The organism is Capnocytophaga sp. oral taxon 336 str. F0502 (genome assembly GCF_000411575.1).
GTDB lineage: Bacteria > Bacteroidota > Bacteroidia > Flavobacteriales > Flavobacteriaceae > Capnocytophaga > Capnocytophaga ochracea.
Genome location: NZ_KE150491.1, coordinates 347637 through 369263 on the forward strand (window position 1 = coordinate 347637; position 21627 = coordinate 369263).

General features: G+C 36.9%; 24 protein-coding genes. All 24 read right to left on the reverse strand.

Annotated features, from left to right (window positions below):
* Positions 1–57 precede the first annotated feature (57 nt).
* Positions 58–687, reverse strand: coding sequence for a class I SAM-dependent methyltransferase (locus HMPREF1528_RS09505; protein ID WP_016479576.1), 630 nt, complete (start codon positions 685–687; stop codon positions 58–60).
* Positions 688–702: 15 nt separating this feature from the next.
* Positions 703–990: a YciI family protein gene (locus tag HMPREF1528_RS09510; RefSeq protein ID WP_016479577.1), complete on the reverse strand. Its 288-nt coding sequence runs from the start codon at positions 988–990 to the stop codon at positions 703–705.
* Positions 991–1030: 40 nt separating this feature from the next.
* A complete protein-coding gene (locus HMPREF1528_RS09515; protein ID WP_016479578.1) occupies positions 1031–1708 on the reverse strand; it encodes an SDR family NAD(P)-dependent oxidoreductase in 678 nt (225 codons plus the stop codon).
* 1 nt (position 1709) lies between these two features.
* Positions 1710–3185, reverse strand: a complete 1476-nt coding sequence (locus tag HMPREF1528_RS09520) for an SLC13 family permease (protein WP_016479579.1) — start codon at positions 3183–3185, stop codon at positions 1710–1712.
* Between the two features lie 165 nt (positions 3186–3350).
* The gene (locus HMPREF1528_RS09525) at positions 3351–3629 is read right to left on the reverse strand and encodes a SemiSWEET family transporter (protein WP_009750494.1); all 279 of its coding nucleotides are present in this window, start codon (positions 3627–3629) and stop codon (positions 3351–3353) included.
* A gap of 81 nt (positions 3630–3710) precedes the next feature.
* The gene (locus HMPREF1528_RS09530; RefSeq protein ID WP_009750493.1) at positions 3711–4232 is read right to left on the reverse strand and encodes a hypothetical protein; all 522 of its coding nucleotides are present in this window, start codon (positions 4230–4232) and stop codon (positions 3711–3713) included.
* Complete coding sequence (locus HMPREF1528_RS09535; protein ID WP_016479580.1) at positions 4229–4672, reverse strand: hypothetical protein; 444 nt, start codon at positions 4670–4672, stop codon at positions 4229–4231. The genes HMPREF1528_RS09530 and HMPREF1528_RS09535 overlap by 4 nt, the downstream gene beginning before the upstream one ends.
* A 250-nt stretch (positions 4673–4922) precedes the next feature.
* Entirely contained in the window at positions 4923–6377 is a 1455-nt protein-coding gene (locus tag HMPREF1528_RS09540; RefSeq protein WP_016479581.1) for a lipopolysaccharide biosynthesis protein, read from the reverse strand.
* A 6-nt stretch (positions 6378–6383) separates the two neighbouring features.
* Positions 6384–7727, reverse strand: a complete 1344-nt coding sequence (locus HMPREF1528_RS09545; protein WP_016479582.1) for a tetratricopeptide repeat protein — start codon at positions 7725–7727, stop codon at positions 6384–6386.
* Between the two features lie 37 nt (positions 7728–7764).
* Positions 7765–8466 (reverse strand): SMI1/KNR4 family protein, encoded by a 702-nt coding sequence (locus HMPREF1528_RS09550; RefSeq protein WP_016479583.1) that lies wholly within the window; start codon positions 8464–8466, stop codon positions 7765–7767.
* 19 nt (positions 8467–8485) lie between these two features.
* Positions 8486–9547: a Fic family protein gene (locus HMPREF1528_RS09555; RefSeq protein ID WP_016479584.1), complete on the reverse strand. Its 1062-nt coding sequence runs from the start codon at positions 9545–9547 to the stop codon at positions 8486–8488.
* Positions 9548–9641: 94 nt separating this feature from the next.
* The gene (locus HMPREF1528_RS09560) at positions 9642–10097 is read right to left on the reverse strand and encodes a DUF1569 domain-containing protein (protein ID WP_002667695.1); all 456 of its coding nucleotides are present in this window, start codon (positions 10095–10097) and stop codon (positions 9642–9644) included.
* A gap of 13 nt (positions 10098–10110) precedes the next feature.
* Complete coding sequence (locus HMPREF1528_RS09565; RefSeq protein WP_016479585.1) at positions 10111–10557, reverse strand: GyrI-like domain-containing protein; 447 nt, start codon at positions 10555–10557, stop codon at positions 10111–10113.
* 36 nt (positions 10558–10593) lie between these two features.
* Complete coding sequence (locus HMPREF1528_RS09570; protein ID WP_016479586.1) at positions 10594–11247, reverse strand: hypothetical protein; 654 nt, start codon at positions 11245–11247, stop codon at positions 10594–10596.
* A gap of 231 nt (positions 11248–11478) precedes the next feature.
* Positions 11479–13623, reverse strand: a complete 2145-nt coding sequence (locus tag HMPREF1528_RS09575; protein ID WP_016479587.1) for an AAA family ATPase — start codon at positions 13621–13623, stop codon at positions 11479–11481.
* Positions 13624–13691: 68 nt separating this feature from the next.
* Complete coding sequence (locus tag HMPREF1528_RS09580; protein ID WP_016479588.1) at positions 13692–15311, reverse strand: ABC-F family ATP-binding cassette domain-containing protein; 1620 nt, start codon at positions 15309–15311, stop codon at positions 13692–13694.
* A gap of 30 nt (positions 15312–15341) precedes the next feature.
* On the reverse strand, positions 15342–15635 hold the full coding sequence (locus HMPREF1528_RS09585) for a Txe/YoeB family addiction module toxin (protein WP_016479589.1): 294 nt from the start codon (positions 15633–15635) through the stop codon (positions 15342–15344).
* Positions 15635–15856 carry a hypothetical protein gene (locus HMPREF1528_RS09590; RefSeq protein WP_009422069.1) on the reverse strand — a complete coding sequence of 74 codons (222 nt, stop codon included), beginning with the start codon at positions 15854–15856 and terminating at the stop codon, positions 15635–15637. The genes HMPREF1528_RS09585 and HMPREF1528_RS09590 overlap by 1 nt, the downstream gene beginning before the upstream one ends.
* A gap of 22 nt (positions 15857–15878) precedes the next feature.
* Positions 15879–16370: a YfbM family protein gene (locus tag HMPREF1528_RS09595; protein WP_009422092.1), complete on the reverse strand. Its 492-nt coding sequence runs from the start codon at positions 16368–16370 to the stop codon at positions 15879–15881.
* Positions 16371–16443: 73 nt separating this feature from the next.
* Positions 16444–17139 carry a class I SAM-dependent methyltransferase gene (locus HMPREF1528_RS09600; RefSeq protein WP_016479590.1) on the reverse strand — a complete coding sequence of 232 codons (696 nt, stop codon included), beginning with the start codon at positions 17137–17139 and terminating at the stop codon, positions 16444–16446.
* 19 nt (positions 17140–17158) lie between these two features.
* Positions 17159–18472 carry a 5-methylcytosine restriction system specificity protein McrC gene (locus HMPREF1528_RS09605; RefSeq protein ID WP_016479591.1) on the reverse strand — a complete coding sequence of 438 codons (1314 nt, stop codon included), beginning with the start codon at positions 18470–18472 and terminating at the stop codon, positions 17159–17161.
* Positions 18453–20831, reverse strand: a complete 2379-nt coding sequence (locus tag HMPREF1528_RS09610; RefSeq protein WP_016479592.1) for an McrB family protein — start codon at positions 20829–20831, stop codon at positions 18453–18455. The genes HMPREF1528_RS09605 and HMPREF1528_RS09610 overlap by 20 nt, the downstream gene beginning before the upstream one ends.
* Positions 20832–20927: 96 nt before the next feature.
* Positions 20928–21434 carry an Lrp/AsnC family transcriptional regulator gene (locus tag HMPREF1528_RS09615; RefSeq protein ID WP_016479593.1) on the reverse strand — a complete coding sequence of 169 codons (507 nt, stop codon included), beginning with the start codon at positions 21432–21434 and terminating at the stop codon, positions 20928–20930.
* On the reverse strand, positions 21421–21627 hold a 207-nt coding region (locus HMPREF1528_RS12985; protein WP_232211474.1), incomplete at its 5' end, for a hypothetical protein. The genes HMPREF1528_RS12985 and HMPREF1528_RS09615, both read right to left, overlap by 14 nt.

The window sequence follows — 21627 nt, forward strand, 5'->3', positions numbered from 1 at the left end:
TAAATAGATACTTTATAGAATATATATTAAATAAAAGGTTTATATTTTTATTATAAGTTACTTATATTCAGTAGTTATTAACTTGTAAAACACCCAACCTTGCATTCTTTCTTCTTGTATTAAGGATAGTCCTACTGAGTTTAAAAATTGACTAAAATCTTCTGTTCTTTTTAGCTTAGGAAGGTAATAACTAATCTTTGCATATTCACAAGCAATGAGAAAAATACCTTTATCTGAGAGTATACGTTTGACTTCCAAAAAAGCCTCTTTGAGGTCTTGCCAATGGAAGTGTGTTTGAAAAGCAGTTATCAAATCAAAAGTTTTATCACCAAATGAGGTATGCTGAATGTTCTCTAACTGAAAGATGGCCCTTGTATGAAGCTTCTTTGCTTCCTTAATAGCGATTTCGGATATTTCAATTCCCCAAACTTCACTATGAGGAAAATATTCAGTGAGTAGGACAGTTGATTTGCCATTTCCTACCCCTATATCTAATATTTTTCGTGAAGCTTCTGACGGTTTATAAAATCCTAATGCCCATTGTACCATTGGTATATAAACACGATTAAAAAGTTTCATCATTATTACACCTACAAAACCCGAAGGCTTTTTAGACTGCTGAATTAGGTAATAAAGCAGGAGTATTAAGATTGAGAAAGTAAGGGCTGTTAGAAAAATAATTTTCACTTGTTAATTGTGGTTTTAAGAGAGTACCTTACCGAACTCTTCAGAGAATTTGGTAGGAGTAAACTCAATGACCTGGTAGGTTGCTATTTGGTGCTGATAAAAAGGGTCTTGGGCAATGATAGTTTCTACCTCTCCCCTACTACTTGCCTTGCACAAAATTATACCACCTACACGAGGCACTTGTGCTCCTGAAGCGACAAAATGTCCTGAAGCATAATGCTTATCTAAATAAGCGCGATGTGCTTCTAAATGTTTTTCAACCTCTGAAAGGTCTTTTTGATACGTTAAAATAATGATATACATATTATTAAATATTAGTTTTTATTCTTTACTCGTTAGTGTTTTAAGGTGTTGTATTGGCTACTTGTAATACCTTTCCATTAAATACCTCTCCCCCATTCAAAGCAAAATCGGCGATGTAGCGCGCCATTTGCTGTGGGGTGATATTAGCTTTATAATCAGGGAAGGCTTCGGCGAGCATCTCGGTCTGTACCGCACCTAAAGCTAAAGTGTTGAAGATGATACCGCGCTCTTTGTATTCTTCGGCTAAGAGCTCCGATAGGGTAATAAGAGCACCTTTAGAGGAACTATACGCTGCCAAACCGCTAAACTTCAAACTTCCTTGTATGCCTCCTATACTGCTGATACTTACCACGTGCGAGCCATTCCTCATAAAAGGCAATACTTTTCGGGTGAGTTGCGCCACTCCGAATACATTTACCTTGTACACTTCTAAAAAGTCAGTTTCAGTAAGTTGTTCAAAGGGTTTATTGATGAGTTTTCCTGCGTTATGAATGAGTATATCCACGCACTGCCATTGTTGCAAATAAGTGACTACCGTTTGTATGTCTTCTGTTTTTGTAATATCAAAAGAGAAACAATGTACATTAGGCAAATTGAGTGCCTCTATAGTAGCAGTATGCCGCGAAAGGGCTAAAATATTATGCCCTTCCGCAGCCAACTGTTGTACTAGCGCAAAGCCTATACCTCTGCTGGTACCTGTTATGATAATGTTCTTCATATTACCCTAAGAGATGTGTTTCTCCTACAATAAATAAAACAAGGTATCCTATCACCATACTGATAAGCCCTACGATAAGCCCCATTTTCAGCATATCGTTTTGTTTAACTAAGCCTGTAGAGTACGCAATGGCATTTGGAGGGGTAGAAATAGGCAAGCACATCGCTGATGATGCTGCCAAAGCTATCCCAATAATCACCGTAGAAGTACCGCCTATCGCGCTTAGGTTTTCTCCCATTCCTTGACAAATAGTTACCAAAATAGGAATTAACAAGGCTGCCGCAGCGGTATTGGAAATAAAGTTACTGAGAATATAACAAATAAGTCCTGAGGCAATCAATACTATTATAGGCGACCACGACCCAAAGGGTATGGTATCAATAGCAAGTTCGGCTAAGCCCGATTCATTGATACCTAAACCTAAAGCAAATCCTCCCGCTACCATCCAGATAACGCTCCAATTGATGGACTGTAGGTCTTTGGCAGTAATCACACCTGTTGCTGCAAAAATACCCATTGGTACTAAGGCAACGGTATTGGCATCAATACCCGTTAATTCACTGGGGAGTAGCCATAAAAGAATGGTAATGATAAAAGTGCCACTAACTACCCACATACGCCAACCTTGGTGTACTTTTCCTAGAATATGTAAGTTAATTGTTTTTTGAGTAAAAGGGAAGAATTTTAATATAAGTCGCCACGAGATGAAGAGTAACAAAAGTACCAATGGGAACATAAACGACATCCATTCGCCAAAATCAACGCCCATATTCAGTCCTTTTGGGTCATTAAGAGCTTGTAGAGCAATAGCGTTAGGGGGTGTACCAATAGGGGTAGCCATACCGCCCAAGTTAGCAGCAATCGGGATACTCATCGTGAGTGCGGTACGTCCTTTGCCACTTGCAGGCAATGCTGCAAAAACAGGTGTAAGGAAAGTGAGCATCATAGCTGCCGTAGCAGTATTGCTCACAAACATTGAGAAAATACCCGTAATGAGCAGGAAACCCAATAACACATTCTCGCTTCTATTCCCAAACGGACGTATCAAATTCTTGGCAAGCAAGACGTCTAACCCCGATTTGGTGGCGGCAATAGCCAAGAAAAAACCACCTAAAAAGAGTATAATTACAGGGTTGGCAAAGGTAGCCATAATCTCTTTACTGCTGAGTAGTTTTCCGAAAATCTCGTTCTCTTCTCCTTTAAAGAAGAACAGACTGTGGTTAGAAACCGTTAAACACATTAGGGTGATGATACCCAGCGAAGTAGCCCACGAAGGGATAGCCTCACTAATCCACATAAGAGTGGCAAACACAAAAATAGCGATAATTCGCTGATGTACCACCGTTAGTCCGCTAATATGAAACACCTCAGTAGGTAAATTCCACACTACAGCGGTTACAATCACTATACATATCAAAGCGATAAGGTGTTTTTTTTCAAAGTGATTGGTCATTACATTTTCTAATTCTTTAGACATAATATTTTGGTAAGTTTAAAAAGTTATTTGCTATTTAACAAACGAATGACAAAGGTATAAAAAAAGAATAATCCACCAAAGAAAAACGATAGTTTTTTATTGATGGATTTATTTATATTTTACTTTCTTTGTTTTAATTGAAATATATCCTATAACTCAATGTATTTAAAGAGAAGTAATAAAAGTTAAAAATCCTAAAACCACTCCTACAAAATTGGGAATAATGAGAATATAATCTGGCTTAGGTTCTTTTGTCCAGCCATACACCACCCAGATAAGACAAGACCCTGCTGCAAACAATGGTTGCCAAGGTTGCGCTTTATGCCCCTCTAAGTTTGCTATAATTTGAGGAATATAGGCTATAAATACCATTACTCCTATAAAGGCTCCAATAGAACCTATGAATAAGTTAATTTTTTGCTTAATATTTCTTTTTTTGTTCATAATAATATGGTTTTCTGCAAAGATATAGATAATTTATGCATTTTACAAAAAACATCAAAAATAATTAGAAAAATTTTCGTTTTACACTCCCCATAATGCTTGTTGTAATCGCTGAATTTGAGTATCTTCTATGTTATCCAAAATAGCTAAAGTATCTCTTGGAATAAAAATACATTTTTCCAAAAGGCTTTTCAGTAAGTTTTCCAATGCCAAAGTATATTCTTGATAAGTAATAAGCTCTTTTATCTGTTCAATAAATGATAAAACTAGTGAATCGGTTAAGAAATCATTGGTAAGTTGCTTTATAAACAAGTTAGTTGTGTAAGAAAGTATACTGATAGGTTCGCAAATACTAATTCCTAATTTCTCTTGAATGAGAGCTTCTACTTCTTCTTTGGTTTTTTCCCATTCTTCTCCTTCTCCCATAAGCCGTAACTCATTGATAACCTCCCACAGCTCATTTGTGGTATTATAGTCTCTGAAGTCTTTGCATATAAAATTGGAAGTATAATCTCCTACTTTTTTAGCATTATAGCCTTCTTTCCAAAGGGCTTGTAAGCCTTGAATGTAATAGACAATTGCTTTTATCTCTTCTAAAGTCATTTTATTACACTTAGTTTTTCAGGTTTATTAATAGGAATTCTTAGTCGTAAGCCAAGTTCAGAACGAGCGATTATATGGTTTGTATCCTCAAAATAGGCTTCCTTAAAATACTCGCTATTATCCAAAAACAAAAACCATAAAAGTTTCCCTTTTTCTTTATTGATAATGTAAATAAAACCATCTCCTTCCCAACTACATTCACCTCCATAAATTTTATATTGGGCATTCTCTACCATAATTTTCGGATAGAGATTAGAGACATAATCCTCTTCGTTATAAGAAAAATAACTATCTAAGGACGATTTACACAAAATTCTTAGGTGATACTTCTCTTTAATCCATTGTCCCCCCAAAACAAGCATATCACCATTAGGGTAAGTAATAGATTTGATAATAGGATAAGTGTAATTTTCAAGAATGTTTTTGATACGTGGATGCATATTACATTAATTTTTTTAGTACATTTTATGGTTACTAAAATCCAACGACAAAGATACAGAAAAAAAGTATCATATACAAAGATATTTTAGGTTATCTTTTATGATGAACAAATTCATAACAATCATACAAACATACTTAGTATAAAGTTTCACCGAACAATAAATGAAAGAAGAACGAACCTACAGTGGGTCTACAGTGGGTCTACAGTGGGTCTACTCTATACGAAAAGCGAATACAAGGACTAATTTACTAATTACTAAATCGGCGAATAAGCCTTATTAACTCGTCCGAAATTCCCAATTTAAGAAGAAAAAATACACTGACTCCCCCTACGAGTAATGATTTTAAGCTGATATTTACAAGAGGGTGAAACGGAAAATCCCAAAAGAAGAAACCTCCTATGACTATAATACCAAAGAGGGTGGTCTGTAACGTTTCTTTATAAAAAGGCTGTAAGTTGTATTTGCGATACACAAAAACCGACTTGAGTAGGTTATACGAACTAAAAGCGATTAGGGTTGCTAATCCCGCACCATTGATGCCGTAAAGCGGTATGAGCCACATATTCATTAAAACGGTGCCTATGACCAAAAAAACACCCAAAAACAGTACGGTACGATAGTAAGGTGAATTGAGCAATACCGCATTATTGAAGCCTACTAAGGCGTCCGATAGCTTTACTACCGATATTATGACAAGCACCGTGAGTCCTGTGCTGTAATCCTTATCGGGCAAGAGGGCATAACACTGCTGGGCGTTCACGATGATAAGCACACAAATCACCATACTCACAAAATAAGTGTTCACAGTGCTGCGCTTATACAGGTCGGATAGCTCTTTTGGCTTGCTTTGATTCATAAATTGTGCCGTCAGCGGACTCACAATCTGGTACATACTCCTATACGGAATGGCAATCACCGTAGCTGTAAAAATGGCTACATTGTACACCGCTATTTCGCCAATGGGCAAGTATTGGTTAAGCATAAACTTATCAATATCCATCAATACGGAAGCTACCGACCCCGATAAAATCACAAAAAGGCTGTACAAAAAGACTTCTTTCTTGTTCTTAGGCAACCCCCAAGCAAATTGCGGTCGGCGGACATAGAAAGCGAAAACGAACATCAAGAGCATACGCAAGGCATATACCCAAAATACGCCCCATATCAATTGGTGAAAGTCGATGAGCTGGAAATAAATGGCTAATAGCAGGAGCATCACCCCTACCCTATGGAATACCTCTTTAAGGAAATTGCCAAAAACGGTTTTTAGCTGTACACGCGTCCACGCATAAGCAATTTCAAAGTAAGCCATCGCTATGGAAGTGAGGAAGATGAGAAAAACGTAATTGTGCACTTCTTCGTTTTTAGCCGAAAGCCATTGTGCAATCTGTTCGTACCCAATTACCCCGACAAAGGTGGCAGGCACAATGATGAGCAAAGGCAAAAAGCAAAGCATCAGGTTGAATTGCGCTTGCTCTTTCTTATCTCGATAAGCGGTATAGTAACGCACCAAGGTATTGTTCACCCCAAAAGCGATAAGAGGGGACAGAATGGTGGCAGTAGAAGTAACATAACTTACTAATCCGTACTGAGCTTTGGAGAGGAAGTAAGTAAACAAGAAAAGGGTGTTCAGTGCCCCTATAGCAAACCCTAAATAGGTAGCCACCAAATTCTTAAACGATTGACGGAGCACTATCCCCATAAACTATTATATTTTAAAGTTGAATTTGTGTTCAAAAAACGACTGCCACTCGGGTGCGTGTTGTAAGCCTAAGTGGTAATAATGAGTAGCCTCCTCTAAATCGTCTAATCCGTAATAAGCCAAAGCAATACGATAGTAATTCTCCAGCTCGTGCGGGTAGATTTGCACTATATCGGCAATGATAGATAAGGCTTCTCGGTATTTTTGAGAGAGCAATAGTAGGTCAATCCATTCGATGAGGGTAGTATAGGAATAATCGCCGTTTTGCACCGCTTTCCGATAGCCGTATTCTGCTTCTTTTAGGTTCTGAAAATGATAATAATTCAGCTCGGCATAACGGCGCCAATAATAAGGCTCATTAGATTCAAAAGTAAGTACCTTTTTAATGTATTTTAGAGCCTTAGCGTGATTATGACGCAAGTAATGGAAGTCGGCTAAGGTAATCCAAGCCTTGTCGAGCTGAGGATCTTCGTGAGTAGCCCTGAAATAATACTCTTCTGCCTTGGCATCGTTACGCATTTTCTCATAACAACGCCCAATGTGCAGATAAGCCAAAGCCGAAGGGTCGTCTAACGTAAGAGTAATCTTATAGTTTTCGATAGCTTTTTCGTAATCTTCCATCATTTCGAGCACACGAGCTTTCTCGAAATAAGCCCCCGTGAAAGTATCGTCGCTGATGATAGCAAAATCAAAACAACGCAAGGCATTTTTATGGTCGGTAATGGATAAATACAGCTTACCGAGGTAATACCAAGCAACTTCACAATAAGGATTTTGGTCTAAGTAAGTGTTTAGAAAATCGGTTGCCTCTTGCACTTCTCCCAACACCTCATAGCAGAACACTAACTGTTGGAGCGCAGTATAATCCTGAGGGTCTTCTTTCAAACATTTGGTAAAATATTTTTTGGCATTGGTATAATCCTCCGTATAGAGGTATTCCATTGCCATTAGGGCATAGATATTCGAAACGTCATCGGTAAGAGTGATGGCATATTGTAGCAACTCAATAGCGCGATGATGTTTGTTCATTTTAGAGTACAGATTAGCCTGTTGCACGTGTACTTCAGCATTCATAGGTTCTATGAGCAACAGTTCATTGAGGAGTTCCGAAGCCTCTTCTAAGCGGTCTTCAAACACCAATTGCTCAGCGTTTAGCAATTTCAGTGAAGACGCATCGGGGTGTTGCGATAATCCAATCTCTAAGGCACGTTTGGCTTTACTAATACGCCCATATTCTACGTAATATTCTACAATCTCCTCAAATTCATCCACATCAAAAAAGAGGATATTATTCTCTTTGAGCATTGATTCAAATTTGCTAACGGCGTAGTTTTCTTCTTCTGGTAACATTTATTTTAGTTAAGATCTATGAGTTATGAGTTAAGAGTTACGAGTTGTTGTTGTTTCTTAATTCCTCAGGTATTATCCCCAATACCTTATACCACGCTTGGGCGTTCTCACAAGTGGGGTCTAAGCCTTTGCCTTTGGTATAAAAAGGATCCCATTGCCAATCCTCACCCCCTGTACAACCGATAGCAGCGTAGTTCATCAGGAATTCCTTAAAGTTATCGGCTATATAAAGCCCGTGGTTCTCACTACCATCGTGACTGAGATACACAACCTTACCATAGTTCTCTGGCTCTAACTCAATAGCGATATAATCGCCGTTGCCTACTTGGTGAAAGGACATTTTATTATGCCAAACACGATCATATTCATTATTGTAATCGGGATATACCTCTTTTACCCAACCTTTGCGATCGTCCTCATAGTCCAAAAGCAAATCCAATCCAAAAAGCAACTGTCCGCGAAAGATTTCAACTAATTTATCAGGTAGAGAAATGTCTCCCTCATCCGTAATATCATTAATATCCCAATAAAAATCCAAATGAGCGGTGTTTTCCAAAAGTACTTCGCGAAAATGCGGAGGCAGTGTATAGCCCAATTGTGCCTCTATAGCTTTGATTTCATCCTCTGTAGCAGGCTTTTCTATCGTAAGAGGTTCTATCTCGCCACCAAGGTCTTCTATCTTTTCTAAAAATAGGTTTAAGCGCTTTTTAAAAAGCTCAAAATTGAAAGTTATTTTCATAATGATACTTATTTTAAGATTAATTGTTTGTTTTTACTTCCCAAAAGCCATTTCGCTTACCATTTTTGCGTTCGATAAGTCCTTTTTCTACCAGATTTGCTGTAATAGTCTTTACAGTACGTTCCGATTTTCCTATATGCTCAGCAATAATCTTTTGAGTAGCGGTAGGATTTTGTTGTAAGTATTGTAATACTGCCATTTCCTCCAAAGTGCAATTCAAAGTGCAAATTTTGCCCTTTGGAATTTGCTCTTTTGCACTTTGAAGTTCATCCTCTACTAATAAATACCTATTTTTAAGCTCGTTTTCCTCGCCTAAAATTAGGTTTCTAAAGAAACGTTCTATGTATTCAGTACTTGCAGTTATCCCTTTAGCAAGGTTGTTGTAATTGGCACGGACTAAGGCGTTACGAAAATACCAAGAATGATAAGCAAAGGCTTCATTGCTCATCGCAAAGCCAAAGGTACGCAAATATTGAATCGTGAAAACCGCCGTTGTACGCGTATTTCCCTCACCAAAAGGGTGTATTTGCCAGAGTCCTGAAATAAATTTGGCTATGTGCTTGATAGCTTCCTCCACAGGCAAGCCTTGATAAGAAAAACGCTTTTCTTGCTCGAAATCATAGTCCAAAGTCTCGCGCAAATTGTGTGCACTGGCGTAGAGAACCGTATCTCCACCGAGTACCCACTCCTTTTTAGTAATATTGTAGTCGCGCAATTTGCCTGCAAACTTGTAAATACCAGTGAACAACTTGCGATGAATGCCTATATATGCCACTGGGGAAAAGCTAAAAGCTGACTCGGTAAGCAATTCGGTGATGCGTGCCGAAACTTTGTCGGCTTCCTCAGTCCGTTCTTTCCCCTGCTCGTGGCGTACTGTCTTGGAGTGATAATAACTATCAATGAGGTGCTTAGCCTCCTCCATAGTAATATCCCCCTCGATGTGTTGCTTAGCCGTTTGCACGAGGTAATCCGAAGGTTTCAATCCATCTACCGCCTGCAAGCCAATAGCCGTCTGCCACGCCTCACCTTTTTCACGACGATGGGGTTCAGTTTCCCTTATATATTGCTCAAAGTCATTCATTGTACTACTTTTTTAAGAGCTAAAGGTAATTAACTCTTACTTGTCTAACACTAATTTTTTACAAATTATTTCTAATTGAGTAGCATTGCACTCATTACGCTCCAAATTGTCGCAGATGATGGTCAAAATGCTTCCATTGCAGGATTCCCCACTCGTCAGGAGTGAGTTTGCCAAAGAAAGAATGTGGGTGCTGACTACATTTTTCCCTTCCATTGTTATAAAAAAGGGTGATAAGCTCTTTAGCTCGTTGCTTTTCTTTCTCAAAATCCTCCATAGAGATGTCGGTGATGACATACATCTTATCAGTAGGGGAATTTTTAGGCATAGGCTGGTCGTTGATAAACTTTTTCTTTACCAATTTTCCTATAAGCCTACCGATAAATGCCCGCTTGGGGAAGTTTTTCCCTAAGGGAGTTTCTAAAGAAACATTCAAGTGGGCTAACATCTGTACAATGTTCATCTTTCCCCACTGACGTACCGCATCTACTTTCAGATTTTCTAACCGATTGAGTATTTCGTTCTTATCTGCTTCGTTATATAAATTTTTCATTTGTTTGTTAGGGTTATTTGTTCTCTTTTACGCCTATAAAAATGTCTACTTCGGAGGCTTCACCTTGCTGAGACTTCTCGGTGTAGCGCTCATAGTCGTATATATAAGTGCGATTGAGCGTGGCGTCGTTGTCCCAGATATGTTGCCACATTGCCCCTACTGCTTGAGGCATTGCGCCCTTGGCTACAAACTTTTGAAAGGTTTGCTCAGGGAATTCCCTGCCTTCTAAGCCGTCGGGAATTGTGCTGAGCGTGGTAACTTCCACCCCTATCATACAAGTGTAAGGCTCGGTATAGTCCTTTTGGTAATCGGTGTAGATGCTGTAAATGGCGTCGCTTACCTTATTGGGTATTTTTGCCAAAAGTTGCTCGCTAAAAAAGCGTTGCCAAAGGTTTCCGATGTCCTGCATCGCCTGTCCGTTCTGATTGGTAGTGCGTACACTAATTCCTATTATTTTCATTTTTTTTGTATTTAAATAGTTTTTAATAAATTTTCTTTAACTTCTTACAAACTTCCCGATACTCTCTAAAAGTTGGGGTTTGTCTTCCAAAGCGATTTTAGCGATGGCGTAAAACTCGCGTACCCACTTCTCGAAGGCGGCAAAAGCGGTGTCTTTATCCTTAGTAGCCTGCTGACTTTCACCTCTTTCGAGGACGTAAGTGGCTTCGGCTTGCTTTACATCGGCGAGGGCGGTGAGCTGGGTTTCGATATGCTCAGCAGTGATTTTAAGTTTATTGAGCGGAGTGAGCAAATCGGGTTTGGCTTTGAGCTCTTTGTAGAACGCCTCGATGTCTTCAAGAAGCTTATTGGTACGCAAAGGCGCCACTCCCTTGATATGAAGGGCAATAAGGATTTTAGGCTCCTCTTTGTAGATGATTTTAGCCTTTTTGCGGTCGGTAGCGTAAACGTTTTTGAAGGCTTCGAGCTTTTTGGAGAACTCGTTATAGGCGAGAGCTTCCTCAGAGGTCTCGCGCTTGTTGGTTTCGTACATCTGGGCGGCGGTATCGTATAGGGCTTTGCCTTGTGCGATTTCCTTATCGCCATAGCCGTACTCAGCTAATTCCTTTTTCAGGACATCATTTTTGGAAATATTCTCAAAAATGAAGGAATAATTCTTGAATTTTTCGGTTGAAATGTGGATAATTGCCATATTAATTCAATTTTTAAATGATTATTAAATTATTTTTACTATTTTTTACTTGATTTTGCGTTCCCGCGAATTAATATTGTATTCCCGTGAGTTGATTTCGTATTCCCACGACTTAATATTGTGTTCCCGTGAGTTAATATTGGAACTTTTATAATCTATTAAGATTTAAATTTACCAAATATTATTTTTCAAAAGCAAAAATACATATTTTTTTAGAATATCTATATTATATTATTCTATCCACTCTATATTGTCTGGATTTTTTAAATAAATCTCTCTCAAAATTTTAGTTATTTGAGTATTTTTGTCTTTAATAGTAATAATTAAAGTATCTATTGCTCTTGTAAGAGGAATTAATGTCCATAAATTTACAAATCTTTCCCTCTTTTCATCAAAGGATTCTAAAGCTAACTCTTCTTGATTAATTTCTTCTTTATATGTATTGAATTTATACTTCATAAATTCATCTAACTCCAAACAAACGACAGTCCACCCTTCTAAACCTCTACATGATTCATATTGTAAAAGTCTATGTTGATTAATATCTACAGGATAATTTGTCCTTAAATCTTGTTTTGTGCCATCCCATATAGAAATCTCTTTTTTGAAAAATTCCTCTGTTTTAATAAAATATCTTTCTTCTTTTCCTTCTTGATTTCTCTTATAAACTAAATTAGGTGGGCATAGGAACATCATGTCATAGGCACTATTCAGGTTAGCTTTACATGCTTCAAACTCTCTTTTATGGAGTTCTTCTGTATAATCTCCTATTTTGACAATTATTTTTCCTCCATAATAGTCTTCCTTTGCTTTCAAATTCCAATTTGTATTTAATTTAGTAGCTATATCATTTACAAAATTTACAAGTACTACTTTTTGTCGCAAACTTATTTTTTCATTGGTTTTTCTAAAATCAATATCTTTCCTCAATCCTTCTATCCAATTACATTTTTTTTGAGAACGAATTAATTGATCTACTCCATCTGCTACAATAGATTTTTGTCTTCCAAAAATAAAAAAAATGATTTTCTTTTCTATTTCATTCCAATCTTGACCTTCATCAATTAACACATAATCCCATGCTATTTGCTGATGTCTTGTTTTCATTAATTTTTCTAAGTCAGAATGTTCTATTACTTTATTTTCTACGTACTCATAAAACTCATTTAACAAATCATAATAGCGATTTAAGTAATTAGGTATATAAACATTTCCTTTATTACTTTTTTCAGTTTGTATTTCAAAACCTAATAGTATTTCATAAAAAAATTTATGAAGAGTTGATATATTGACGGAACGACTATCTATATCATCAGGTATTTCACCCAAAGCTAGCATTCTTTTTATATCACTAACTAAAGCATGATTATAAGTAAGTATCAAACACCTTGCTCCTTCATTTTCAGCTAAATCACAAGCAATATTAATTAGTTTTATAGTCTTTCCTGTTCCAGCTCTTCCAGAAATAACAACAAGTTTTTCTCCTATGGCTTGTGCATAAATTTGTTCTTTAAGTATTTTTTTTGTGATTTGTTCTAATTTTCTTCTATTTAAGTCTCCCATAGATTCTTTGACTTTTGAAAACAAATCAAAAATCCTATCCATTTCATTAAAATCATAACTTTGATTGTACTTTAAACTTTTAAAAGTACAATACCCTTTGGGTTGATTAGTATCTTTATTTATAGGATTATAAGGTATTGACTGAACGCAGGCTAATTGGAATAACCATCTTAAAGTAAATTTATTAGGTAGATAATTATGCTTATCATAAAGGTTAGGATTACTATTTAAAAAATCTTTTTTAATTGTATCAGCACTTACATTACGAAGCCAGATGAAATTACATATATATGGAGAAAAGTTAAGTCTATCTTCAAAATAATTTTTTAGTGAATATTTCTGATTTTCACTTTGGGTTGTAACATCGTGAAGTTTATCGTTATAACGGACTAATAAAGTTGTACCTTCTAATTTAATTTTATCAGCAGAATGAAGTTTTGTTTCAATTACAAAACAAAAATCATTTATAAAGAGATTCCTATTTTCTTGAGGATAAAATATTTCTTTCCTATTTTGGAAAGTTTTTGATTTTGTTTTAATATTCATTGAAAAACTATCAAACTTTCCTATTACAATAATATCAACATCCTTTGTTTCTTGACCGAAAAGTGTTACATTACTTAATATTAAAATCTCTCCATTTGTGCTTGGAGATTTTCTAAGTTCTTCTTCAAATATTTCTTTCAAAACAATAGCATCTTTATATTCATTAGAGTCCTGTTTCCCTTTTATTCTAATCGTTACTCCCATTCTTATATTTTTAATTGATACTATAACTTTTTCTATGATATAAAACGCTCTGGCAAAGCTCATTTTTATCACTTTTTATGCAAATACCTTTGCCAAAGTGTTGTGATTAACCATTAATCATTAACCGTTAATCATTGTTTATACATTTTTTCCCTCAATTCCTGAATATTCTTGTCGTCCATATATTCATCAAAGGTCATATAGCGGTCGATAATGCCATTAGGGGTAAGCTCAATGATACGATTGGCGACGGTTTGCGAAAATTCGTGGTCGTGGGTGGTGAAAAGCACGGTACCTTTGAAGTTTTTCAGCGAGTTGTTGAAGGCGGTGATGCTCTCCAAATCCAAATGGTTGGTAGGTTCGTTAAGCATTAGCACATTGGCGCGCAACATCATCATACGGCTGAGCATACAGCGCACTTTCTCGCCTCCTGAGAGCACTTTGCAGTTTTTGAGGGCTTCCTCGCCACTGAAAAGCATCTTGCCCAAGAACCCGCGCACATATACTTCCTCGCGCTCCTCCTCTGTTTTCGCCCATTGGCGCAACCAATCCACCAAAGAAAGGTCTTGAGTGAAGAAATCGGAGTTATCCACCGGCAGGTAAGACTGCGAGGTGGTAATCCCCCACGCAAAAGTGCCCGCATCGGGCTTGAGGTTGCCGTTGAGAATCTCATAAAAGGCAGTGGTGGCGCGTGAATCCTTAGAAATCACGGCTACTTTGTCGTCTTTAGCAAGGTTGATGTCTACATTTTGGAACAATACCTGTCCGTCGATAGATGCAGCGAGGTTTTCCACGTGTAGGATTTGGTCTCCAGCCTCGCGGTCACGCTCGAAAATGATGGCAGGGTAACGACGAGAGGACGGTTTGATTTCCTCGATATTGAGTTTCTCCAACATCTTCTTACGAGAGGTCGCCTGCTTTGATTTTGCCACGTTGGCACTAAAGCGCGCGATAAATTCCTGCAACTCTTTGGCTTTCTCTTCCGCTTTTTTGTTCTGTTGCGCACGCTGACGAGCTGCTAACTGGCTACTTTCGTACCAGAAAGTATAGTTACCCGAATAATGATTGATTTTCCCGAAGTCAATATCGGAGATATGGGTACAAACAGCATCGAGGAAGTGGCGGTCGTGGGAAACTACAATCACCGTATTGTCATAGTTTGCTAAAAAGTTCTCCAGCCAGCTGATAGTCTCGAAGTCGAGGTCGTTCGTAGGCTCGTCCATTATGAGTACATCGGGGTTACCAAAGAGTGCTTGCGCGAGAAGTACTCGCACCTTGAGCTTGCCGTCCATTTCGGACATCATAGTGTAGTGCATATCTTCGGTAATGCCCAAATTGGAGAGTAGGGCTGCCGCATCACTCTCGGCATTCCAGCCGTTCATCTCATCGAACTGTATTTGTAGCTCACCGATGCGTTCGGCGTGTTCATCGGAATAGTCGGCATAGAGGTCGTCCATCTCTTTTTTGACTTTGGAGAGGACTTTGTTGCCCATAATCACAGTGTCGAGCACGGTGTAGTCGTCATAAGCGTAGTGGTCTTGTTCGAGCACCGACATACGCTTGCCTGGTTCGAGGATCACACGACCCGAAGTAGGTTCTTGCTTGCCAGAAAGGATTTTTAGGAAGGTAGATTTGCCTGCCCCATTGGCACCGATAATGCCGTAGCAGTTGCCTTGTGTAAAAGTTACGTTTACCTCATCGAAGAGGACGCGCTTGCCGAATTGTACGGATAAATTGGATACTGATAACATTGTTAATGATTAATGTTTAATGATAAATGACTATTTATTTTTGTAATGACCATAAGCAGTCGCTAAGACCACTAACTTTTTTTCTTCAAAGATTTCATAAACAAGCCTATGCTTGTCATTGATACGCCGAGAATATACAAGGCGTTCTCCCTTACCTTTAAGACGCTCTACCTTGCCTGTTCCTGTTGTCGGGTGTTGCTTTATTTCTTCGATAAGGTTAAGTATTCTCTCAACAATTTTTTTCTGTCCTGAACTTATATGCTTTGCCATATCTTCAGAAAAAATCTCTGTTTCTTCCAAAGAATACGTTTCTAATTCTTCCATTATTTCAAATATTTAGCTCTAAGTTCTTCTATGGTAACTTTCGTTCTTTTGCTTTTCATAGAGCGGTCTATTTTTGCAAGGAACTCTTCCTCTGTCATTTCTGTTTCATCTTTCTTCTCTTTGATAATTTTGATATCCTTGGCTTTGAACTTTTTCAATATTTCCTCTATAATAGGAAAATCTATTGCTTTTACATTTGTTTGAAAAGTTATTGTTTCCATAAAATAATGTTTTAACGATTTATTAAATATCTACGGTAAAGATAACATTGAGCTCTTTGTCTAAAGCGTTTTTATAAAACTCTAAAAGTCCTTCGCTCCAGTCTAAAAGAAATGTAAGATTATCCTCATCTTTTGGGAGAGTATATTCCTCTTCGGGGATTTTATCAAAATTGTTTTTAATAGTTTCTTGTAGGTTATTGGTTTCCAGATAAGCCACAATATCTTTGATAACTTCGGGCTTTTTGAGCGAAATAACATAGTCATTGTGGTCTAAAATCAGTTCCCCACCGAAAACAACATTGTAAGGTACTTTGTTTTCTTCATTCCACGTGCCTTTCCCAAGACAAAACTGGACTCCTTCCCACGCTTTGTTAATCTCAAAGCCTTCAGAAGTATTAAATAGTTCTTCTTCTATTTCTTCAAGCATATAGTCGTACATCTCGTCTATATCTTGCGCTTTTAATTGTTCTAACGCTTCATCAGTAATAGCGTAAAGCATTCCTAATCGTGCCATAATGTATTGTTTTAAAGTGCAAAAGTACGGAATATTTGTGAGATATGAAAATAATAGCAATTGTATAGAGAAGTTATTTCTGAGCTATTACAATAAGCGCCATTGAAGTTTCAGAATTAAAAGACTCTTTTTTGAAGTTGCCGTATAGTTTAAGGTCTTTAAAACCTATTTGAGAGAGCCATTGGGTGAGTTCTTCGGAAAAAATAGGCTGTAAAAGCTCTTCATTAGCGATAGTTTCGTCCAAAACTGTCCTAAATATTACCTTGTTATCGCTATTTAAGTGATAAGAACGCTCAAACTTTACTTTTTCGTTCTCTATTAGAGGCAGGTTACCGAGAAAATTACCTTCTTTCTGGGCAAAATACTTTTCAAAGTTTACCATTTGCAAGATAAGCTTGCCTCCTTGCGTGAGTTGGTTATAAGCCTTTTTAAGAAAAGTTTGCACTTCGTCTTTATTATCCAAATGTGGAAGCGTGTTCCCAATGTTGATAATGGTATCGAACATAAGTAAAGTATCGATAGCAAGCATATTGAGCTCTTGCACTTCAATATCCTTGGCAGTAGCCTGAGCAATAAGTGCTTTACTGAGGTCGATAGCCGTAACATCATAGCCCTGTGCGCGCAGATAGGCGGTAAGGTTGCCCGTACCTGCCCCTACATCAAGAACTGTCTTGCCGTACACTTCGGCATCGAAAAAGACTTTATGTGCAGGCGATAGCGGAAAGATAGCATCGTATTTCTCAGCGATACTATTGTAGAATTGTGACATATTTTTTAATGATAAATGATTAATTGTTAATGATTAATGGAACAGAAACACTTAATTTGTAAATATTTCTGTACTGATGTATCTCCTTTTTATTTGCGATGTTTAAATCGGTATTTTGTTCGAATGAGGGGTAGACGATAAGGCAATCTATCAACCTATCATCATCTATTTTTAGAGCTTTATAAACCCTTTCCAAACGCGCATAAGCACTCACCTGACGAATGTCGTCTATCACTCTACTATCTTCATAAACAGTTTTGTATTTGGCATCAATCACCATTTTGTATTCTGGAGTGTTGAGCAAGAAATCTAACTCAGTGTAATCACCCGTAAAATGATAGTGTACCTCTCCCCTACTGCCGAACTGTTCTTGTAGTTTTTTGTATACATATAACTCAAAAAGTTTGGGCATATCTATCCAAAAAGGCGGAATAGCTACTTTTTGTTGGGTTGTTTCGGTGATATTATACGAAAAACGCTTCAAAATCTGCTTCCCGATGCGAATAGCTTCCTCATATTCTTTAAAAAAAGGATTGGTAGTGAGTTTTTTGAGGTTTTCTACGTCAAGTTCTTCTGAAATCAACTCAAAATGCGGACTACAATACGTAATCAGTTCTCGAATAGATTCGTCATTGCCTGCAAAGTAATTAGAGTGTGTATTCTTAAAGCTGATGATAAACTGCAAAACTTTCTTCAAAAAGCGATTTTCTAGACTATCCATTCCAAACTCTTGATACCTACATACGTGGGCTGTGAGTTTGTTCTTAAAAACATTTTGTTTGAGGTGTTTACCTAACTGTATCTTGCCTTTGATGCGGTTATTAAGATTCTCCTCCACCGTGTAGTACGATTTTTTAAGTCCTTTGCGCACAATACGCTTCAGTAGCAATAGGAATTGTACCATTAGGAAAGGCGTGAGCGTGTCTTTTTGCTGTTCGATGGCAATTAGCGGTTCGTCCCAATAGATTTTGATAAGATTTTGTGTATGTTTGGGGTCGAGCGCCGTAATGCTGAGAAGCATTTTTAAGTAGTCGATTTCTGCCCATTCTTCCTCTTGGGTAGGTAAGCCTTCAACAATCTGTTTTTTATTCATTTTAGGCTCTATATATACGAATTTGTGATGTTTTACCAACCACAAAGCTCCCACGTAATAGCCTGCCTGCAAACACACTTCTTCCTCATTTGTACGACTGATTTCAAAAGGATATATAGGATTTCCCCATTTATCTTTCTTCAATACATACGGACAAATCTTAGGTATTGCTTCAAAGTAAATACTTCCCTCCTCTTTTTTGATGCTATAGGGTTGATGTTCAAGAAGGGTTATTTTCATAGACTAATGTTTTAATTTCTTGCATTTGTTCTTCAATCTTTATATTATCTATGAGTATCCCATCTTTTATGTATTCCAATAGAATGGGCTTGATTTCGTATTCCCAACGAATAGACATAGGCACATCTTTTCCATCGCTATATTTTTTCTGAATAAAATACGACTGTCCAAGCCACACATCTTCTGGTTTAAATTCAGGTGATAAGGTTTTGGCACGTTTTAATTCAGTATCTGTATTGTTAATATATTCATCATAGTTCTCAATAAAGAGCTTACTTACTGCTTTAAACAAGTTTTTATCAAAATTACCTTCTAACTCCTTAGGCAACACATTCACAAAGGCAAAGCGCCGACGAATGGCATAATCTATATGCCCTACCGAGCGGTCAGCCGTATTCATTGTACCGATGATGTAGAGATTAGGCGGTAGTGTGAAACTATTGTCATCATCGATGGCATACATACTCTCCACGGATTCCCCGCGATATTCCAAGGCATAGATGAGTTCCCCCAATACTGTTGAAAGGTTCGCACGGTTGATTTCGTCGATTATGAGGACGAAGGGTTTAGTACCTTTCTTTTTCTTTACAATGCTCTTACAAGATGTATAAGTTTTTACAATATCAGCCCATTGTATAAAATAATCAGTCATTATTTCCCAATATCCACCTTTGTTACGTTTTATATTCTCATAAAAACTTTTAAAATTATCATTTAGATTTTCTTGAGAAAAATCAAAAATTGATATACTACTTATTTTTCCCTTTGCTTTATAAAATAATCTACCATTTTCTATTTTATCAAACACAACTGTTCTTTCTATAGGATCAAAAAAGAACTCTTCTTTATTCTCTCTTTTTTTATTTAGAAATTTTTTAAATTCTTCTGTAATATCATAGACCTCGTTTACTACTATTTCTTCCTCCTCTTCAATACTTTCTGTATTGTAAACTTCCAATGCTTTCTCTGCAAACTCAGCTAACACTTTATTTTCAGCTGTATAGACAATCCCGTCTCCCTCTTCATTAGGCTTGGCGACAATGCCCCTTACAAAATCTTCATAAGAGTAACTGGGGTGAAACTGAATGAGTTTAAACTGCTCATTACCCTCTAAACTATCATTGTCATTCAAACCTAATAGCTGTTTGGCAATACGCTTGGCTTCACGGGTTTTACCTGTACCTGGAGGACCTTGTAAAATGATTTGGTGTTTGTAATGTAGTAGGTCGATAATCGTAGGCTTAATCGCTTGATTTGTCATATTACTTTCTATTGTTTCAAATTCTACTTTGTATTTCTTTTCAAAAACATATTCTCTGAAATAACTATTGTCATAACTTTTAGGATAGGTCTCCTTATCAAGTGCTATCTCTTCTTTGACAGCATTTTTGATATCAGGGTAATATGTTTCAATATGTTGTGGGGTTCCCTGATAATAAAGAAAAGCATTGTTAGGTCTTTCAAACTCTTCCCTTCTCAACTTTGGAATATCTACTTCCCTTCCTGTAATAAAAAGAAATTCTTTGGGACTTACACTTAAACAAATCCTCTTCCCTATGTGATAACGAAGTGATTTTTCATCTAATCTAACACTGAATACTTGATTTTCGGTATCTTCTAATGCTAAATCCTCTATAATATTTCCTAATTTGTAAAAGAAAACAGAAGCCCAATGCTTAGGAATCTTATCCAATACGTTTCTAAATGCTTTTTCTGAAGAAATTGTCATATTCTGGTACACAATATCCTGAGCCAATAGCAAAGGTTCATCAAAACCTTGTGGAATAAAGTTGCTCGTGAGTTGTCTTAACTCAGGATTGTTAAAATAAGTCGTAATTTCGGTAAGCAACTCAATAAAATGCTCGTATTTGCGCTCTTTTCGGGAAACTTCTCCTAAATACTCACATAACTTAGTATAAATATCCCTTTTATAAAAAGTATACTCATTAGGGAATTTCAGCGTCAGTAAAAAAGAAAGAGTACGCTCATCAATTTTTGTACTAAAATTTATATTACTTTTCTCTTTTAAGTCATCAATAACATTTTCAGTGAAAGTCCTGCATTTTCCCAATTTGGTATAGAAATCATCAGCCCCATAAACAATACCCAACAATTCCTTTAATTTCGTTGGATAGTTTTCTCCTAACGCTTCCAATATACCAAAAGGACGGTAATCTACTAAATTATCCTTTTTCCGAAAAGCCTCTTTAAACATTTCGTAAAAATCAGGAGCATTAATATCCCAATGCTGCTCAAAATGTTCTATTGCCTGCCATTTGTACACTTCATCAGGATTAGAAGGCTTTTCTTGTAAGAAACGAATGTAATTGCTTATAAGTGCTTGTATTTTCTCATTCATAGTATTTCAGTTTTTGCGCAACAAAATTACTCAATTTTCTGTATAAACAAAAAGAGCTACCCGATTTTTCATTCAGATAGCCCTTTTAAGAAGTTCTTATTTAGTAGTTAAAAAATCATATAAATCTAATTCTCGGAAAGCCTTATGAAGCAAACGACTCTTATCGTTAAAAGCCTCTTCCATCGATATCATTGTCTCTGAGCGCGACACACCTTGAATGTCGTCTATCATATAAATAACTTCCTTAGCGTGTTTCACCCCCTTTGTCCTAATTTTACAAAACAGATTGTATTTCCCCGAAGTAATGTGTGCCTCTGTTACAAACGGAATAGCCTCTAATTGTTCCAAAACATACTCAGCTTGATGATTGCGCTCCAAAAAGATACCCACATAAGCAATAAAAGTATACCCCATTCTCTCGTAATCTACTGAAATGGCAGAACTTTTTATAATTCCCAATTCTTCCATTTTTCTTATCCGTACATTCACTGTCCCCGACGATATATCAAGTGCCTTAGCAACATCTATATAGGGTTTTCGTGCATCTTCTATAAGAATATCCAATATCTTAAGATCCATTTCATCTAATCTATATTTTGCCATCTACATTAAGTTTACGAGTTCTTTTTTTAAAAGCGCAAAGTAACAATGTTTTTTTGTATATTCCAAATTGCAACGTACTTTTTAAGTTGAAGTCTACCCATAACCTTCTTTTTATCTCTGCCTTAGCTTCAACTTTCCTTCTACTTAGGTTCGTTGTTCCTTCGTTCATCGTTCGTCTTTTGTTCGTTGTAGA

Coding starts and splice junctions, on each gene's coding strand:
- HMPREF1528_RS09510 (WP_016479577.1), bottom strand. CDS start 990: ATGTATATCATTATTTTAACGTATCAAAAAGACCTTTCAGAGGTTGAA.
- HMPREF1528_RS09515 (WP_016479578.1), bottom strand. CDS start 1,708: ATGAAGAACATTATCATAACAGGTACCAGCAGAGGTATAGGCTTTGCG.
- HMPREF1528_RS09520 (WP_016479579.1), bottom strand. CDS start 3,185: ATGTCTAAAGAATTAGAAAATGTAATGACCAATCACTTTGAAAAAAAA.
- HMPREF1528_RS09525 (WP_009750494.1), bottom strand. CDS start 3,629: ATGAACAAAAAAAGAAATATTAAGCAAAAAATTAACTTATTCATAGGT.
- HMPREF1528_RS09530 (WP_009750493.1), bottom strand. CDS start 4,232: ATGACTTTAGAAGAGATAAAAGCAATTGTCTATTACATTCAAGGCTTA.
- HMPREF1528_RS09535 (WP_016479580.1), bottom strand. CDS start 4,672: ATGCATCCACGTATCAAAAACATTCTTGAAAATTACACTTATCCTATT.
- HMPREF1528_RS09540 (WP_016479581.1), bottom strand. CDS start 6,377: ATGGGGATAGTGCTCCGTCAATCGTTTAAGAATTTGGTGGCTACCTAT.
- HMPREF1528_RS09545 (WP_016479582.1), bottom strand. CDS start 7,727: ATGTTACCAGAAGAAGAAAACTACGCCGTTAGCAAATTTGAATCAATG.
- HMPREF1528_RS09550 (WP_016479583.1), bottom strand. CDS start 8,466: ATGAAAATAACTTTCAATTTTGAGCTTTTTAAAAAGCGCTTAAACCTA.
- HMPREF1528_RS09555 (WP_016479584.1), bottom strand. CDS start 9,547: ATGAATGACTTTGAGCAATATATAAGGGAAACTGAACCCCATCGTCGT.
- HMPREF1528_RS09560 (WP_002667695.1), bottom strand. CDS start 10,097: ATGAAAAATTTATATAACGAAGCAGATAAGAACGAAATACTCAATCGG.
- HMPREF1528_RS09565 (WP_016479585.1), bottom strand. CDS start 10,557: ATGAAAATAATAGGAATTAGTGTACGCACTACCAATCAGAACGGACAG.
- HMPREF1528_RS09570 (WP_016479586.1), bottom strand. CDS start 11,247: ATGGCAATTATCCACATTTCAACCGAAAAATTCAAGAATTATTCCTTC.
- HMPREF1528_RS09575 (WP_016479587.1), bottom strand. CDS start 13,623: ATGAGCTTTGCCAGAGCGTTTTATATCATAGAAAAAGTTATAGTATCA.
- HMPREF1528_RS09580 (WP_016479588.1), bottom strand. CDS start 15,311: ATGTTATCAGTATCCAATTTATCCGTACAATTCGGCAAGCGCGTCCTC.
- HMPREF1528_RS09585 (WP_016479589.1), bottom strand. CDS start 15,635: ATGGAAGAATTAGAAACGTATTCTTTGGAAGAAACAGAGATTTTTTCT.
- HMPREF1528_RS09590 (WP_009422069.1), bottom strand. CDS start 15,856: ATGGAAACAATAACTTTTCAAACAAATGTAAAAGCAATAGATTTTCCT.
- HMPREF1528_RS09595 (WP_009422092.1), bottom strand. CDS start 16,370: ATGGCACGATTAGGAATGCTTTACGCTATTACTGATGAAGCGTTAGAA.
- HMPREF1528_RS09600 (WP_016479590.1), bottom strand. CDS start 17,139: ATGTCACAATTCTACAATAGTATCGCTGAGAAATACGATGCTATCTTT.
- HMPREF1528_RS09605 (WP_016479591.1), bottom strand. CDS start 18,472: ATGAAAATAACCCTTCTTGAACATCAACCCTATAGCATCAAAAAAGAG.
- HMPREF1528_RS09610 (WP_016479592.1), bottom strand. CDS start 20,831: ATGAATGAGAAAATACAAGCACTTATAAGCAATTACATTCGTTTCTTA.
- HMPREF1528_RS09615 (WP_016479593.1), bottom strand. CDS start 21,434: ATGGCAAAATATAGATTAGATGAAATGGATCTTAAGATATTGGATATT.